The organism is Methylobacterium sp. Leaf469, from assembly GCF_001424745.1.
GTDB lineage: Bacteria > Pseudomonadota > Alphaproteobacteria > Rhizobiales > Beijerinckiaceae > Methylobacterium.
This window is the reverse complement of record NZ_LMRE01000011.1, coordinates 42,396-58,549: the sequence shown is the minus strand read 5'-3', so window position 1 is coordinate 58,549 and position 16,154 is coordinate 42,396. Positions and strand designations below refer to the sequence as shown.

At 70.0% G+C, this 16,154-nt stretch carries 11 protein-coding genes and 1 pseudogene; 9 read left to right on the top strand and 3 right to left on the bottom strand.

What is annotated here, in order from left to right:
* Positions 1-51 precede the first annotated feature (51 nt).
* Together ASG60_RS07805 and ASG60_RS07800 are read right to left on the bottom strand one after the other, a co-directional pair.
* Positions 52-819, bottom strand: a complete 768-nt coding sequence (locus ASG60_RS07805; protein WP_056384888.1) for an IS5 family transposase — start codon at positions 817-819, stop codon at positions 52-54.
* A 53-nt stretch (positions 820-872) separates the two neighbouring features.
* Positions 873-1,991 (bottom strand): glycosyltransferase, encoded by a 1,119-nt coding sequence (locus tag ASG60_RS07800; RefSeq protein WP_244476604.1) that lies wholly within the window; start codon positions 1,989-1,991, stop codon positions 873-875.
* A gap of 376 nt (positions 1,992-2,367) precedes the next feature.
* On the opposite strand from ASG60_RS07800, the pseudogene ASG60_RS23740 reads away from it, so the two are divergent.
* The 4 genes and pseudogenes from ASG60_RS23740 to ASG60_RS07785 all read left to right on the top strand — a co-directional run.
* A pseudogene (locus ASG60_RS23740) lies at positions 2,368-3,516 on the top strand (family 1 glycosylhydrolase); the annotation flags it as partial.
* 183 nt (positions 3,517-3,699) lie between these two features.
* Positions 3,700-4,557 carry a sugar nucleotide-binding protein gene (locus ASG60_RS23735; protein ID WP_277996231.1) on the top strand — a complete coding sequence of 286 codons (858 nt, stop codon included), beginning with the start codon at positions 3,700-3,702 and terminating at the stop codon, positions 4,555-4,557.
* Positions 4,554-5,720 (top strand): hypothetical protein, encoded by a 1,167-nt coding sequence (locus tag ASG60_RS23025; RefSeq protein WP_056384886.1) that lies wholly within the window; start codon positions 4,554-4,556, stop codon positions 5,718-5,720. Before ASG60_RS23735 ends, ASG60_RS23025 begins: the two co-directional genes overlap by 4 nt.
* A complete protein-coding gene (locus tag ASG60_RS07785) occupies positions 5,717-7,534 on the top strand; it encodes an ABC transporter ATP-binding protein (protein WP_056384884.1) in 1,818 nt (605 codons plus the stop codon). Before ASG60_RS23025 ends, ASG60_RS07785 begins: the two co-directional genes overlap by 4 nt.
* A 61-nt stretch (positions 7,535-7,595) precedes the next feature.
* Here ASG60_RS07785 and ASG60_RS07780 read toward each other — a convergent pair whose 3' ends face one another.
* Complete coding sequence (locus ASG60_RS07780) at positions 7,596-9,929, bottom strand: FdhF/YdeP family oxidoreductase (protein ID WP_056384882.1); 2,334 nt, start codon at positions 9,927-9,929, stop codon at positions 7,596-7,598.
* 286 nt (positions 9,930-10,215) lie between these two features.
* Here ASG60_RS07780 and ASG60_RS07775 point away from each other — a divergent pair, with 286 nt between their 5' ends.
* The 5 genes from ASG60_RS07775 to ASG60_RS07755 are packed head-to-tail and all read left to right on the top strand — an operon-like array spanning position 10,216 to position 16,151.
* Positions 10,216-10,875 (top strand): cytochrome c3 family protein, encoded by a 660-nt coding sequence (locus tag ASG60_RS07775; RefSeq protein ID WP_056384880.1) that lies wholly within the window; start codon positions 10,216-10,218, stop codon positions 10,873-10,875.
* Positions 10,863-13,727, top strand: coding sequence for a 4Fe-4S dicluster domain-containing protein (locus tag ASG60_RS07770; RefSeq protein WP_056384879.1), 2,865 nt, complete (start codon positions 10,863-10,865; stop codon positions 13,725-13,727). The genes ASG60_RS07775 and ASG60_RS07770 overlap by 13 nt, the downstream gene beginning before the upstream one ends.
* Positions 13,724-15,079, top strand: a complete 1,356-nt coding sequence (nrfD, locus tag ASG60_RS07765) for an NrfD/PsrC family molybdoenzyme membrane anchor subunit (protein ID WP_056384877.1) — start codon at positions 13,724-13,726, stop codon at positions 15,077-15,079. The genes ASG60_RS07770 and nrfD overlap by 4 nt, the downstream gene beginning before the upstream one ends.
* On the top strand, positions 15,076-15,600 hold the full coding sequence (locus ASG60_RS07760) for a DUF3341 domain-containing protein (protein ID WP_056384875.1): 525 nt from the start codon (positions 15,076-15,078) through the stop codon (positions 15,598-15,600). The genes nrfD and ASG60_RS07760 overlap by 4 nt, the downstream gene beginning before the upstream one ends.
* Positions 15,597-16,151 carry a cytochrome c gene (locus ASG60_RS07755; protein WP_056384872.1) on the top strand — a complete coding sequence of 185 codons (555 nt, stop codon included), beginning with the start codon at positions 15,597-15,599 and terminating at the stop codon, positions 16,149-16,151. Before ASG60_RS07760 ends, ASG60_RS07755 begins: the two co-directional genes overlap by 4 nt.
* Positions 16,152-16,154: the final 3 nt, after the last annotated feature.

The following is a 16,154-nucleotide window of genomic DNA, read 5'->3' as shown; positions in this document are numbered from 1 at the left end:
TAGAGGCTGTTATGAACCGCTTGCCAGTTGAGCGGCCTGTTTGAGCATGAGTCAGACGAAGGCGACGATGTGGAGATCGGCGAGTGTGCTGGGATAGCGCTCGTAATCCTTGACGAGGCGGCGGAAGCGCGTCGCCCAGGCGAAGGAACGCTCCACGACCCAGCGGCGCGGCAGGAGGATGAAGCCGCGCTTGGCCTCCGGGAGTTTGACGACCTCCAGTTCGATGCCTTGCTCGCGGGCAGCCTTGGCTGGCTTTTCCCCGGTATAGCCCTGGTCGACATAGGCCAGATCGACGCTATCCCCGGTGGCGGCCTGCACGGCCTCGGCCAGATGCCCGACCTGGGCACGGTCGTCGACATCGGCGGGGGTGACGTGCAAGGCCAGGAGATGGCCCAAGGTGTCGACGGCCAGATGGACCTTCGAGCCCTTTTTGCGCTTGGCCCCATCGTAGCCGGCCCGCTCGCCACTCTCGGGCGTCGAGCGCAGGGTCCGACTGTCGAGGATGGCTGCGCTTGGCTCAGGAGAACGCCCGGAAGCTAAGCGCAGGAGCGCACGCAGATCGTCGGCCAGTTGCTCGAAGCAGCCTGCCGCCAGCCAGCGCTGCGCCTGCTGATAGACGGCTTCCCAGGGCGGGAGGTCGTGGGGCATCCACCGCCAGGGTGCACCCGTCTTCACCACGTAGCGCAATCCGTTGAACGCCTCGCGAAGTGAATACTCGCGCTGCCCCGCATCCTCGCGCAGCAGCGTCAGGTACGGCGCGACCAGCGCCCATTCATCATCGGAAACATCGGACGGGTAGGCTTGGCGCGAAGAGGTCATGCCTCCTCATCTGGATTCCAGACCGCTCAGGTCCATAACAGCCTCTAGATTCATCATCGGAAACATCGGACGGGTAGGCTTGGCGCGAAGAGGTCATGCCTCCTCATCTGGATTCCAGACCGCTCAGGTCCATAACAGCCTCTAGGAATCGCCGGCGAGGCGGGCGTCGACACGGGGAGCCACGGCGCCCGTGCACGCGCCATCAGGGCTTCAGCCGCGAGGACGGCGGTGCCCGGCGTGTCGGCGATCTCAACGAGGCCGGCCTCGCCGTACCCGCGCACCACGTCGACGATGGGCGTCGAGATCACAGGCAGGCCGGCGGCGAGAAATTCCGGCGTCTTCGTCGGGCTGATGAACCGCGTCGCGGCGTTCAGGGCGAATGGCATCAGCCCGAGATCCCAATGCGCCAAGTAGTCCGGGAGATCGTCGTAGAGTTTCGGTCCGAGCCAATGGATGTTGGGCCGCTTGGGTAGTTCGGCCGGATCGATCTTCACGACGGGACCGAGGATGACGAACTGCCACTCCGGCCGAAGATCGGCGAATTGGGCGAGGAAGTCGGCGTCGAACCGCTCGTCGACCACGCCGAAGAACCCGAGGCGCGGCCGGGCCAGGGCGGCCTGGTCCGCCGGGTCCGGGGTCGTGCCCTGGCGGGCACGGGCGAAATGCACGGTCTCAACGGAGGACGGGAAGCAGTGGATGTCGGGATGGGCATCGCGCTTGGCGGCGTAAAGACTGTAGCCACCGGTGAAGACGAGGTCGGCGGTGGCCAGCAGCGTCCGTTCCTGCGAGACCAAGGCGTCCGAGGCACCCCGGAAGGCCGACAGCTCGTCCATGTTGTCGTAGATCGTCAGGTCGCGGTGCAGCGTCTGCGTGAAGGCGAGGGCGGCCGGCGTATAGTACCAGAACACCCGCGTGCGATGACGGGAGCCATCCAGTTCCCGTGCGACCAGGCCGTGCAGGACCTGCGCAAGGGACTGCGTGTCGGCGGGATCGACGATGGGAACGAGCACTTCGAGGGACGGGCCGACGCCCTCGCGTTTCAGCCGCGCCGTACCGCCCGCCTCGAAGACCGGCTCCTCGATGAAAAGGACGTCGAACCACTTCGCAGCGCGGGTGAGAAGGTGCTGCGGGCGCTGACAGACGAAGTTCCAGCGCAGATGAGAGAAGCACACAAGCAGAGGGCGTGGACGGGACGATGGATCACCGTGCTGTTCCGCGGTGGATTTGCGATATTCCGGAGCAGGACTTCGATACCCAAAAGTGGGAGGAGTATTCAGAACCATGAGATCCGACACGCCGACCGGATCGGGCGAAAGTCCAAATTCCTGCTTCACGTTTCGCGTCCCCTCTACGAGGTCGTTGGGCGATCACCCGAGAACAGATCTCGTACAATTCGGGATCGATAAAGCGTTGATATTTTCGCTGCCGAACCCTGTCGTTCTCATAGGTTAAAGATTGCGGCGGTATTCATGGTCAGTATTACGAGATGGAGTCTGATTACGATTTCGGGCGGTAGACGATGATCGGTGCGAAGTCGGAACAGCGGCCGCCCGGTTCGCGGTGGGTCGGTTCGTGAGCGCGGGCGGCGCGCCACTCGAACTCTGGGGCGGCTTCAAATGCACCGTCGCGCGGATCGGAGACCGATTCCGGGATCAGGTGCGCGAGACCGGTCATCGCTGGCGCAGCGCGGATATCGACGCCGTCGCACGGCTCGGCATCCGCACCCTGCGTTACCCGCTCCTGTGGGAGAGCGTCGCGCCGGAGGTTTCGGCGACGCCGGATTGGTCGGGGCAGGATGCGCGTTTGAACAGGCTTCGGCGCCTCGGCATCGTTCCCATCGTCGGCCTGCTCCACCACGGCAGCGGACCGTTCGGCACCGGTCTCCTCGATCCTGACCTGCCACGGCTGTTCGCCGCGTATGCCGATCGGGTCGCCCGTCGCTACCCCTGGCTGCGCCAGTTCACGCCGGTCAACGAACCGCTGACCACGGCGCGGTTCGCCGGCCTCTACGGCCATTGGTATCCCCACGCGCGCAGCGAGGCCGCGTTCCTGCGCATGGCGGTCAACCAATGCAAGGCGACCCTCCTGGCCATGCGGGCGATCCGCCGGCTGATCCCCGCGGCGCGCCTCGTCCAGACCGAGGACATCGGACGGACGTTCAGCACGCCGGCCCTCGCGGGCCAGGCGGCCTACGAGAACGCGCGACGCTGGCTCAGCCTCGATCTCCTGTGCGGCCGGGTGGATCCGGCCCATCCCTGGTACGGGCGCCTGATCGATCATGGCGTTCCGGCGGCGGATCTGGCCCTGCTCGCCACGGGGGAGGGGGCGCCCGGCCTCATCGGGGTCAACCACTACCTCACGAGCGAGCGCTATCTCGATGGCCGTCTGCGGGCCTATCCGGCAGCCTCGCGGGGCGGCAACGGCCGCCAGCGTTACGCCGACGTGGAGGCCGTGCGGGTCGCCCTACCCGAGGGCGCCACGGGTCCCGCCGCCCGCCTCACCGAGGTGTGGGAGCGCTACCGCATTCCCGTCGCCGTCACCGAGGTGCACCACGGCTGCAGCCGTGACGAGCAGCTGCGCTGGCTGGCGGAGGTGTGGAACGCCGCCACGGCACTGCGCGACCGGGGCATGCCGGTGGAAGCCGTGACCGTGTGGTCGCTCATGGGCGCGGTGGATTGGAACAGCCTGCTCGTCGACCGCGCGGGGATCTACGAGCCCGGCGCCTTCGACATTCGGGCACCGAAGCCCCGCGCGACCGCCCTGGCGACGGCCGTGCGCGCCCTCGCGACCACCGGACGCTACGACCATCCGGTCCTCGATTCGCCGGGCTGGTGGCACCGGCCGGTCCGGTTCTACCGGCGGCAAGCGGGCGCGGTGGCAATGCGCCCGGACCGCGCCCGTCCGCTCCTGATCCTCGCTGTGGATGGCCGCGTCGCACAGGGCCTGGTCCGGATCTGCCAGGACCGGGGGGTGCACCGGGTGACGGTGCCGGCCGGCGCGTCGGAGGAGGACCCGACCCTCGACGCCCTCATCGCCCGGCACGCGGCCTGGGCGATCATCGACGCCGCCGGCCTCGACGCCGATGCGGCGGGCCGGGAGGATTCCGGCGCGGCCCGCCCGGTCTGCGCCGACCGGGCGGGCCGCATCGCCGCGGCCTGCGCCCGCGCGGGCCTCCCGCTCCTGACGTTCTCCAGCGATCGCGTCTTCGACGGCAGCCTCGGCCGACCCGCCGACGAGGCGGATCCCGTCAGGCCCGATGGCCCCTACGCGCACGGCGTCGCGGCGTCCGAGGCACGGACCCGATCACGGCATCCACGGGCACTGATCGTCCGCCCCGGCCTCGTCTTCGATGCGCCCGACCCCGCTTTTGCAGCCGTGCCGCTCCGCGACGCGCACGGAGCGGGGACGGAGACGCCTCCCGGCCAGCCCGAGCTCCTGTCCGTCAGCTATCTGCCGGACCTCGCCCATGCGGCGCTGGATCTTCTCATCGACGACGTGTCCGGGCCGTGGCACCTCGTCAACCGTGGGGCGGTGGACCGGGACGCAGCCCTCGCGGAGATCGCACACGGTGTCGCGGGGCATTCGCCGACGGCCGTCGGATCCGGGATCCTGCGGATCAACCGCGCGCTCACGAGCACGCGCGGCCTGCTCATGCCGACGCGGGCGAGCGCCCTGCAGCGCTTTCGCGATGCCGTCGCGTCGGCGTCCCCCCTAGCCGTGCGGCAGGCCGCGGAATGACTGGTACCCAAGGCGGCGCCGTTCCAGGCCCGGTGACCCGGGACGCCGGCGCGCTCAGCCCGACGCCGTTCCTCGGCGGGTTCGAATGCTCGACCCATCGCCGCCGCGACGGGCAGCGCCTCGACCTCATCGCCGCGACGGGTCACGACACCTGGGCGGCGGCCGATTACGCGGCCCTGCGGGCCCTCGGGCTCGGTGGCGTCCGCGACGGCCTGCGCTGGCACCGGATCGAGGTCGCGCCCCGGGTGTACGACTGGTCGAGCGCCCTGCCGATGCTGCGGGCGGCCCGCGCCAGCGATCAGCGGGTGATCTGGGACCTCTGCCATTACGGTTGGCCCGACGACCTCGACATCTGGTCCGAGGCCTTCCCCGTCCGCTTTGCCGCGTTCGCCGCCGAGGCCGCCCGGATCGTGGCCGCAGAGACGGACGCCGCGCCCGCCTTCTGCACCGTCAACGAGATTTCCTACTGGGCCTGGGCCGGGGGCGATGTCGGCCGCATGGCGCCCCTCGCCCTCGAGCGGGGGCCGGAGCTCAAGCGCCAGCTCGTGCGCGCCTCCGTCGCCGCGACGCGGGCGATCCGCACCGCGGTGCCGGACGCGCGCTTCCTCCATGCCGAACCCCTGATCCACGTCGTCGCCGGCAGCCCGGAGGACGTGCCCGCCGCCGAGTCCTACCGGACGGTGCAGTACGAGGCCCTCGACATGGTGAGCGGGCGCCTCTGCCCAGAGCTCGGCGGCGGTCCCGATTGCCTCGATGTCGTCGGGGTGAACTTCTACCCGGACAACCAGTGGGTCCATGACGGGGGAACGATCCCCCTCGGCCACCATGCCTACCGACCCCTGCGCCACATGCTGGCGGAGGTTCATGGCCGTTACGAGCGTCCGCTCCTGGTGGCGGAGACGGGCGCCGAAGGCACGGCCCGGGCGGCGTGGCTGCACTACGTCTGCGGCGAGGTTCTGGCCGCGCGCCGCGGCGGCGTCCCGGTCGCGGGGATCTGCCTCTATCCGATTCTCGATTATCCCGGGTGGGACGACGGGCGCCCCTGCGCGGTGGGCCTGTTGTCTGCACCCGACCGAGACGGACGACGGTTCTGCGATCCGGATTTCGCCGCGGAACTCCGACGCCAGCAGACTCTGTTCGCGCAGGCTCCAGGCGCCGCATGAAGGATGGTCCCCTGGTCGCTCCGCACCTGTCCGGTCCCGGCCGGTTCATCCGGCACCACCTGCTGTGCTGGCGCTGGCATTTCGGATCGCTGTTCACCCTCGTGGTCGCGGCCTCCGCCTGCGGAGTCGGACAGCAATACGTCCTGAAGCAGTTCGTCGACGCCATGACCCGGCCGGCCGACGCCGCCTCGGCCGTCACGGCGGTGCTGCTGCTGTTCCTCGGCCTCATCGCCGCCGAGGGCGTGCTCGCGCGGCTCACGGGGTGGCTCGCCTGCCGCACCACCGTGGGCGTCGGGGTCGGCCTGCGCCTCGAACTCTTCGACGAACTCAGCGCGCAGTCGATGCGCTACTTCGCGGAGAACCGCGCGGGCTCCCTCGGCCAGCGCATCACCGCCACGGCCGGCAATTTCGGCGCCCTCATCAACACCCTGGTGTGGCGCATCATTCCGCCGGTGGTGGATGTCGGCGGCGCGGTGATCATCTTCGCGACCATCGACGGCCGGCTCACCGCCGCCCTCCTGGTCTTCGTCATCGGCGTCACCCTGGGCCTGATCGTGTTCGGGGAGCGCGGCCGCCCCCTCCACCGCGCCTATTCGGGCGAAGCGGCCAAGGTGGCGGGCGACCTCGTCGACACCATCACAAACATGTGGACGGTGAAGGCCTTCTCGGCCCGCCGCCGCGAATGGCTGCGCCTGCGCACCGGGTTCGAGGCCGAGGCGACGGCGCAGTGCCGGAGCTGGATGTACCTCGAGGTGGCCCGGCTCCTCCACGACCTCGCCCTCTGGGCGATGGCCGCCGGCATCCTGACCTGGGCGGTGATGTTGTGGAGAAGCGGGCAGGCCAGCCCCGGCGAGGTGGTGGTGGTGGCGAGCCTGACCCTGCGCATCCTGCACAGCTCCAAGGACATGGCTCTCTCCCTCGTGGACGTGGCCCAGCAATTCGGCTTCGTCGAGGAGACCCTCGCGGTCATCGCCCAGCCGCGGACGGTGCCGGATGCGCCGGGCGCGCCGGACCTCGTCTGCGGCGGCGGCCGCATCGAATTGCGTGACGTCGCCTTCGCGTACGGGGCGGGACGGCGCGTCCTCGACGGCGTCACCCTCACGATCCAGGCCGGCCAGAAGGTCGGCATCGTCGGGCCATCGGGCGCCGGTAAGTCGACCCTGGTCCAGCTCCTGCAACGGCTTCACGACGTCCAGCACGGCACCATCCTCATCGACGGCGTGCCCATCGCGTCCGTGCGCCAGGATTCCCTGCGCGACGCCCTCGCGGTGGTGCCCCAGGAGATCAGCCTCCTGCATCGCAGCGTGCTGGAGAACATCCGTTTCGCCAGACCCGAGGCCGACGACGCGGCGGTGTTCGCGGCCGCGCGGGCGGCGGCCTGCGACGGGTTCGTCCGCCGACTCCCCGACGGCTACGAAACCGTCGTGGGCGAGCGCGGCGCCAAGCTGTCGGGGGGGCAGCGCCAGCGGATCGGTATCGCCCGCGCCTTCCTCAAGGATGCACCGATCATCCTCCTCGACGAGGCGACCTCCGCCCTCGACACCGAATCCGAGATGGCGGTGCAGGCCGCCCTGGTGCGGATCATGCGTCGGCGCACGGTGGTCGCCGTCGCGCATCGCCTCTCCACCTTGACGGGGTTCGACGGCATCCTCGTGATCGACCAGGGCCGCGTGGTCGAGGACGGCAGCCCCGCCGCCCTGCGCGGGGCCGGCGGCGTGTTCGCGCGGATGTGGCAGCTCCAGGCCGAGGGGCTGCCCGGCCATGACGGACCCGTGGAGGCGCAGAGCCGGGCGGACATCGCCCGCATCGCCTGACCCTTCGCACCGGCGTGGTTCGGTGCACGATCACCGCCGTGCGGACCCCGCACTCGCCCGATCAAGCCGAAGTGGCGTGCCCCGTCGGCTCCAGCCGCTCGGTCACCGGCCCGTCGGCATCGGTGATCCGTATGCGGACGGGGACCGATTTCGCCGCCGGGGTCTTCGACGGCCCGTCGTGGTGAGACAGCGGCATCAACGGATTCATCTCGGGGTAGTAGGCCCCGAGGCAGCCATCCGGCAGAGAGAACGGCACGACCTTCAGGCCGTAGACCGTCCGCTCGATGCCGTCCTGCGCATCGCTGACGAGGGCGACCACCTGTCCCTCGCGCAGGTTCGCCCGGGCCATCTCATCCGGATTGACCAGGAGCACGTCGCGCGTGCCCTCGATGCCGCGCATGCGGTCGCTATAGCCGTAGATGGTGGTGTTGAACTGGTCGTTCGAGCGCAGGGTGATCAGGCGATAGCGTCCCGGGGCTTCGGAGAAGCCCACGGCGTTCCTCTGCTTCGGCGTCGTAAAGGCCGCTCGCTTCGTCTCGGTCTTCCAGATGCGCTCGCGGGCCGAATTGCCCCGATAGAAACCGCCCGGGGTCCAGAGGCGTTCGTTGAAGTCGCGGAACTCGGGTCCGTAGGTTCGCTCGATCGCATCCCGGATCAGGCCGTAATCCCCGACCCAGGCGTCCCAGGTCACCTTCGGGTTCGGCGCCAGGGTCGCCTTGGCGATCCCCGCCACGATGTCGACCTCGGATTTCAGGTGCGGGCTCGCGGGCGTGCGGCGGCCGAGGGAGCCGGAGATGCAGCTGAACGTATCCTCCATGCTGACCGCCTGCGGGCCGGTGGCCTGCCGGTCCTCCTCGGTCCGGCCCCGGCACGGCAGCAGGTAGGCGATCTCGCCGTTGACGAGATGCGACCGGTTGAGCTTCGTCGCGACCTGCACCGTGAGGCGCATCTTCGTCCAGGCCGCCTCCATCAGGTCCCGCTCCGGGATGGCGCGGACGAAGTTGCCGCCGAGCCCGATGAAGCTGCGGATCTCGCCGGACAGGATGCCCTCGCAGGCCTCGACGGTGTTCACGCCCTTGTGGCGCGGCGGTTCGAAGCCGAACTGCTCGGCGAGCTTGTCGAGGGGCACCAGTTCGGGCTTCTCCGAGATGCCGACGGTGCGCTGACCCTGGACGTTGGAATGGCCGCGCACGGGCGAGATGCCGGCGCCGTCGCGCCCGATATTGCCCTTCAGCAGCAGCAGGTTGACGAACAGCGCGACATTCTCGAACCCGTTCCTGTGTTGCGTCAGGCCCATGCCGTAGATGCCGATCACCCGGTCGGCCTTGACGTAGACCTCGGCCGCGCCCGCGATGGCCGCGCGCGACAGGCCGGATTCGTGCTCGATCTCGTCCCAGGGCGTCGCCCGGACCTTCGCCTCGAACGCGTCGAGGCCCGTCGTGTGCTGCTGGATGAAATCGACGTCGAGGACGCGTTCGCCCCGTTCCTTCGCGGCGTCGTCGGCGGCGAAGACGTGCTTGCATAGGCCCATCAGCACCGCGATGTCCCCGCCGGGCCGGACCTGATGGTACTGCGAGCTGATGCGGGTTTCCTTCCCGGTCAGCATCTCCACCGGGCTCTGCGGATCGGTGAAGAACTCCAGGCCCCGTTCGCGGACGGGATTGAAGGTCACGATCTCGACGCCGCGCTTGGCCGCCTCCTGCAGGGGATGGAGGAAGCGCGGGGAGTTCGACCCGGTGTTCTGTCCGAAGAAGAACATCGCGTCGCAGTTCTGGAGATCGTCGAACACCACCGTGCCGACGCTGGCGCCGATGGTCTGCTTGAGGGCCACCGAGGTGGTCTCGTGGCACATGTTCGAGCTGTCGGGCAGGTTGTTGCAGCCGTAGAGCCGGGCCAGCAGCCCGTAGAGATACGCTGTTTCCAGGCTTGCGCGGCCCGAGGAATAGAACACCACGGATTTCGGAGCGAGGCGCTTCAACTCGGCGCCGATCTCGGCGAACGCCTCGTCCCAACCGCAGGGCACGTAGGTGTCGGTCGCGGGGTCGTAGCGCATCGGATGCGTCAGGCGGCCCTGCTGTTCGAGGTCGTAATCCGTCCAGGTACGGAGTTCCGTCACCGTGTGCTCGGCGAAGAAATCGGGCGTGCAGCGCAGGGAGGTGAGCTCCCACAGGGTCGCCTTGGCGCCGTTCTCGCAGAACTCGAACGGGTGGTAGTCCGCGGGCTTCGCCCAGGAACACGACACGCACATGAAGCCCTTGGGCTTGTTCTGGCGGAACAGGGTCTCGGTCGCCAGCGGCGTCGCCCATTCCCGGCCGAAGATCTCGGTGATGCCGCGTACGGAACCCCAGCCGCCGGCCGGACCGTCATAGTGAGCCGTCGTCTCGTCGTCGGACATTCGCGTGCTCCACGTCGGCCATTCGGGTCTGGGCAAGTTGCGTGAAAGGAACGGCTCACTCGAAGAAATAACTCGGGGCGCATCCAAGCTGACGAAGTGGTAAAGCCTACCCTCGTTCGCGAGATATAACCCATGTTGTAGACTGAAGGCTGCGTTGGGTCTTGGTTGGCGATGGCGCAGTGCCTCGGCACACTCCGTTTTCGACCCTGTCGTCATGGTTCGCGAACGGTTTGGTCTTGCGCGTCTTGAAGGCGTCGGGTGCCGTGGCACGGGGTACGTGCGAGGGATGGTGCAGATTTTTCGTCCGGGGGCCGACACGGTCGTCCGCTTCGTCCTCGCGTCGCTCGCCACGGTCCCGGTCTTCGCCGTCGGGGTCGCCTACGCGGTCTGGCGCTCCCCCTACGTCACGGGGCAGGGCGTCACCCGCGAGCAGCCGGTGCCGTTCAGCCACGCGCATCACGTCGGCGGCCTCGGCCTCGATTGCCGCTACTGCCACACCGCCGTGGAGAAGGCGGCCTTCGCGGGCATTCCGCCCACGGACACCTGCATGTCCTGCCACTCGCAGATCTGGACCCATGCGCCGATGCTGGCCCCCGTGCGCACCTGTCTCGCCGAAGGGCGCCCCCTGCGCTGGCGCCGCGTCCACACCCTGCCGGGCTACGTCTACTTCAATCACGCCGTGCATGTCGCCAAGGGTGTCGGCTGCACCACCTGCCACGGCGAGATCCAGACGATGAAGCTCGTCCGGCAGGCGGCCCCCCTCACCATGGGCTGGTGCCTCGACTGCCACCGCGATCCGGCCCCGAACCTGCGCGCCCGCGATGCGGTCTTCGACACGGCCTGGACCGCGCCCGCCGATCAGGCCGCCCTCGGGGTGCAGCGGCTCAAGGAATACCACATCCGCTCGCCCGAGCGTCTCAGCGAATGCTCCCTATGCCACCGCTAGGCCCGCCCTCGCGGCGCGAGCCCCTCACCTCGCGGCGCGAGGCCCTGACCCTCCTCGGCGCCGGCATCGCCCTGGCGGCGGGCGGGTGTACGAAACCGTCCGAGGAGATCGTGCCCTACGTGCGGATGCCGGAGCGCCTGCTGCCAGGCGTGCCCGTGCGCTACGCGACGAGCCTGTCGCTCGGCGGCTTCGCCCGCGGCGTCCACGCCATCGCGGTGGACGGGCGCCCCATCAAGATCGAGGGCAATCCGCTCCATCCGGCGAGCCGCGGCGCAACGGACGTCTTCGCCGAGGCCGCGATCCTCGACCTCTACGATCCCGACCGTTCGCGCACGGTGACGGAGCACAGGAGCGGCATCGCCTCCTGGGAGATGTTCGAGCGCGCCCTGGCCGGGCCCCTGGCGCGGGCGCGCAGCCGCAACGGCGCCGGCTTTCACCTCCTCACCGGGCGGGTCACCTCGCCGACCCTCCTGCGCCAGATCGCGTCCCTCCTGCGGGCGATGCCGGACGCCGTGTGGCACGTCCACGAACCGGTGGACGACACCCACGCGACGCGCGGCACCGTAGAGACCTTCGGCCGCCCCCTGAGGGTGCTGCCCCGGCTCGACCGCGCCGAAGTGGTCCTGTGCGTCGGGGCCGATCCCCTCGGGCCCGGCCCGGATCAGATCCGCTTGGCCTCCGGTTTCGCCGAGCGCCGCCGCGACCCGGGCCGGTTCGGCCGGCTCTACGTCGCCGAATCCGCCCTGACGCAGACGGGGATCAAGGCCGATGCGCGCCGCGCGCTGCCGCCGCACGCGCAGGCCGCCCTGCTCGTCGCCTGCGCCAACGCCCTCGGGGCCGGATTGCCGGCGCCCGACGCGAGCGAGGCGGTCCGGCGCTTCGCCGAAGCCGTCGCGGCCGACTTGACGGCGCATCGCGGCCGCGCCCTCGTCCTCGTCGGTCCGGCTCTGGCGCCGGAGCATCACGCCCTCGCGCATTGGATCAACGCCCGCCTCGACGCCCCCGTGGACTTCATCGAGCCCCCGGACCGCATCGACGGGCGTACCCCCGCGGGGCTCACCGCCCTCGCGGCCGCCCTCGATTCCGGGACCGTCGAAGGCCTCGCGATCCTCGATTGCAATCCGGTCCTCACCCGCGGCCCCGACCTCGATCTCGGCTCCCGGATCGGCCGGGCGGCGTTCAGCGTCCATGCGGGCACACACGGGGACGAGACGGCCGGCGCCACCCACTGGCACCTGCCGCTGGCCCACGAACTCGAGGGCTGGTCCGACCTGCGCGCCGTCGACGGCACCGCCAGTCTGGTCCAGCCCCTGATCCGGCCCCTCTACGGCGCCCGCTCGATCCACGAGATCGTGGCCTTGTTCGGCGAGTCCCCGGCCCAGTCGGGCTACGACCTCGTGCGCGAGACTTGGCACGAGACCTGGAGCGAGACTTGGCGCGAAAGCCGGCCGGACCGCGAGGCGGCGGCGTTCGAGGCATGGTGGCGCCAGAGCCTGCACGACGGTGTGATCGCCGGCAGCGCGGCGGCGGCGATCACGGTGGCGGATTCCGCGCCGCCGAGCTTGCCGCCCCGGATGGGGGCCGGCTTCACCGTCGAACTGCGCCCCGATCCGTGCCTGTGGGACGGGCGGTTTTCCAACAACGCCTGGCTTCAGGAATGCCCGAAGCCGATCTCGAAGCAGGTCTGGGGCAACGCCCTCGCCCTGTCGCGCGGCGAGGCGGACCGGCGGGGCGTCGGGGCCGGCGACGTGGTGCGCCTGAGCGCGGCGGGGCGGAGCGTCGAGGTGCCCGTCGCCGTCGAATCCGGCGTGGCCGACGGCGTCGGCGTGCTCACCCTCGGGTCCGGCCGCGCCCGCGCCGGGGCCATCGGCAACGGCATCGGGGCGGATGCCTACCGCCTCGTGTCCCGGGCCGAGCGCTGGCTCGTCACGCCCGTCGACCTCGCCGCCACGGGCCGCACCGGCGCGGTGCTGCGGACGCAGAATTATGTGCAGGTCGAGGGCGAGACCGCGAAGCTCTTCCGGCAAATCGATCTCGCCGACCTCGCGACCGCCCAGCCGAAGGGAATCGGCGCCGACCAGCCGTCGCTCATTGAGGCCTGGACCGGGGATGCCGATGGCCATGCCTGGGCCATGGCCATCGACACGAATGCCTGCATCGGCTGTAACGCCTGCGTGGTCGCCTGCCAGTCGGAGAACAACGTCCCGGTGGTCGGCCCGGAGGAGATCGCGCGGGGCCGGATGATGCACTGGCTGCGCATCGACCTCTACGATGCCGGCACGCCCGAGGCGGTGAAGGCCGGGTTCCAGCCCGTGCCGTGCATGCATTGCGAGCACGCGCCCTGCGAGCCGGTCTGCCCGGTGGCGGCCTCGGTGCACGATGGCGAGGGCCTGAACCTGCAGGTCTACAACCGCTGCGTCGGAACCCGCTTCTGTCAGGCGAACTGCCCCTACAAGGTCCGCCGCTTCAACTTCTTCGGCTACGCGGACGGTCAGGAATACGCCAACCTCGACGCCGAGCCGATCCGGGCGCAGCGCAACCCCAACGTCACCGTGCGGGCGCGCGGCGTCATGGAGAAATGCACCTACTGCGTCCAGCGCATCGCCACGGAGCGGCAGGGGGCCGAGCGGGACGGCCGCGCCATGAACGACGTGGTCACCGCCTGCCAATCGGCCTGCCCCACCCGTGCGATCACCTTCAGCGACCTCGCCCGGCCGGGCAACCCGGTCTCGGCCCTGCGGGCGAACCCGCGCCACTACGCGCTGCTGGAAGAGCTCAACACCCGTCCGCGCACCACCTACCTGGCCAATCTGCGCGCGCCGAATCCCGATTGGGCGGAGGACCACACGTGAGCGGGGTTGGGCAGCACCAAAGCTGGATCGCGCCCGCGCGCCTCGGCGACGCCGAGATCACGGCCGCCGTCGCCGATCCGATCCAGAAGCGCGGTCCCGGCAAGGCGTGGTTCGTCGCCTTGCTCTGCGTCCTGCCCTTCGTGCTGCTGACGCTCTTCGCCATCGGGGCGGTGCTCACCGTGGGCATCGGCCTGTCGGGCGTGAACACCACGGTGGTGTGGGGCGTCTCCATCGCGAATTACGTCTGGTGGATCGGCATCGGCAACGCCGGAACGCTGATCTCCTCGATGCTGCTGCTGACGCGCCAGCACTGGCGCGCCTCCATCAACCGCTTCGCCGAGGCCATGACCCTGCTGGCCGCCGCCATCGCGGGCCTGTTCCCGATCATCCACCTCGGCCGGCCGCTCTACGCCTATTGGCTGGCGCCCTACCCGAACACCATGGACTTGTGGCCGCAATGGCGCTCGGCCCTGGTCTGGGATTTCTGGGCGATCCTCAGCTACCTGCTGTTCTCCCTCCTCTTCTGGTTCACCGGCCTGCTGCCCGACCTCGCCACCCTGCGCGACCGGACCACCACGCGGCCGGGCCAGGTGATCTACGGCGCCCTGGCGCTCGGCTGGCGCGGCTCGGCCCGGCACTGGCAGGTCTACGAGACCTTCCACATGACCATGGCGGCCCTGGCGATCCCCCTCGTCTGCTCGGTCCATTCCATCGTCGGCCTCGACTTCGCCGCGAGCCTGATGCCCGGCTGGCAGGAGAGCCTCTTCCCGCCCTACTTCATCGTCGGGGCGATGTATTCGGGCTTCGCCATGGTGGTGGTGCTGGCCATCGCCATCCGCTGGGGCCTGAACCTCCGGGCGATGATCACGCGGGCGCATTTCGACGCCATGGCGAAGGTGATGCTGTTCGCCAGCATCGTGATGACGTTCTCCTACGCCACCGAGTGGTTCATGGCCTGGTACGGCGGCGAGCACGCCGACCGGACGGTGGTGGGCTACTTCTTCACCGGCGATTACCGCTGGCTCTATGCCGGGCTGCTGTTCTGCAACTGCCTCGCCCCGCAGGCCCTGTGGTTCCCGGCCGTGCGGGTCGACCTGCGGGCCCTCGCCGCCCTCGCGATCCTGATCAACGTCGGGATGTGGCTCGAGCGCATCCTCATCGTCTGGAACACCCTCTCGCGCGGCTACGCCGTCAGCCTGTGGCGGACCTACCAGATCAGCCTCTACGACCTCGCGATCCTATTCGGCCCCCTCGGGTTGTTCGTCCTCGGCTTCCTCGTCCTGGCGCGCCTGCTGCCCCTCGTGTCGATGCACGAGGTCCGCCAGCTCAGCCACCGCGCGGGCGCCGCATGAGCAGGTCCCGCCCCCACCTCCTCGCCGAGTTCGAGACGCCCGAGGCCTTACTGCGGGCGACCCGCCTCGGCCATGCCGACGGCCACAGCCCCGTCGACGCCTTCACGCCCTTCCCCGTGGAGGATCTTGCCGGATTGTTCGCGCCCACGCGCCGATGGGTCCGGCCCGCCATGGCGATGGCGGGCTTCGGCGCGGCGGGGCTGATGTACGCCCTGCAATGGTACAGCGCGGTCCACGCCTACCCGCTGAATTCCGGCGGGCGGCCCCTGCATTCCTGGCCGGTCTTCCTCCTGGTGCCGTTCGAGGTCGGAATCCTCGCCGCCGCCCTGGCGGGCTTCGTCGCCATGCTGTCCGCCTGCGGCCTGCCACGCCTGCACCATCCGCTGCACGCGATGCCGCAATTCGAGCGGGCGAGCCAGGACCGCTTCCTGCTCCTCATCGCCCCGAAGGACGATCCGCGCGCCCTGCGCGTGCTGCTCGAAGGGGCGGGCGCCCGCCTGGTGTCGGAGATGCACCCATGAGGCGGTCCCGAGACGCGCGCCGCCCGCTCCGCGTGGGACTCGGCGTCCTCGCGCTCCTGCTGCCGCTGGCGGCTTGCGACGACCAGTCGATGCGGGTCCAGAAGCGCTATCGGGTCTACGGCAACGCGGCCCTGTTCGCCGACGGCGCCGAAGCCCGGACACCCCCGGACGGCACCGTGGCGCAGGGCGATCTCGCGGCCGAGGCGGCCTTGCGCGATGCGCCCCCCGTCGACGCCGCCCTGCTGCGGCGGGGCCGGGCGCGCTACGACGCCATCTGCACGCCCTGCCACGGCTATACCGGCCACGGCGACGGAATGATCGTCCAGCGCGGCTTTCCCGCCCCGCCCTCCTTCCACGAGGACCGCCTGCGGGCGGCGCCGGCGGGCTACCTCGTCGCCGTGATCACCGAGGGCTACGGCGTGATGTATTCCTACGCCGCCCGCGTCGAGCCGCGGGATCGCTGGGCCATCGCCGCCTATATCCGCGCCCTGCAACTCGGTCAGGGCGCCCGCGTCGCCGACGTGCCGGGTCTCGCGGAGGCGCTGCCATGACGG

What these genes read in the sequence shown, in the direction of transcription:
- ASG60_RS07785 (WP_056384884.1), top strand. Translation starts at nt 5,717, where the DNA reads ATGAAGGATGGTCCCCTGGTCGCTCCGCACCTGTCCGGTCCCGGCCGG.
- ASG60_RS07775 (WP_056384880.1), top strand. Translation starts at nt 10,216, where the DNA reads ATGGTGCAGATTTTTCGTCCGGGGGCCGACACGGTCGTCCGCTTCGTC.
- ASG60_RS07770 (WP_056384879.1), top strand. Translation starts at nt 10,863, where the DNA reads ATGCCACCGCTAGGCCCGCCCTCGCGGCGCGAGCCCCTCACCTCGCGG.
- ASG60_RS23735 (WP_277996231.1), top strand. Translation starts at nt 3,700, where the DNA reads ATGCGCCCGGACCGCGCCCGTCCGCTCCTGATCCTCGCTGTGGATGGC.
- ASG60_RS07780 (WP_056384882.1), bottom strand. Translation starts at nt 9,929, where the DNA reads ATGTCCGACGACGAGACGACGGCTCACTATGACGGTCCGGCCGGCGGC.
- ASG60_RS23025 (WP_056384886.1), top strand. Translation starts at nt 4,554, where the DNA reads ATGACTGGTACCCAAGGCGGCGCCGTTCCAGGCCCGGTGACCCGGGAC.
- ASG60_RS07760 (WP_056384875.1), top strand. Translation starts at nt 15,076, where the DNA reads ATGAGCAGGTCCCGCCCCCACCTCCTCGCCGAGTTCGAGACGCCCGAG.
- ASG60_RS07805 (WP_056384888.1), bottom strand. Translation starts at nt 819, where the DNA reads ATGACCTCTTCGCGCCAAGCCTACCCGTCCGATGTTTCCGATGATGAA.
- ASG60_RS07755 (WP_056384872.1), top strand. Translation starts at nt 15,597, where the DNA reads ATGAGGCGGTCCCGAGACGCGCGCCGCCCGCTCCGCGTGGGACTCGGC.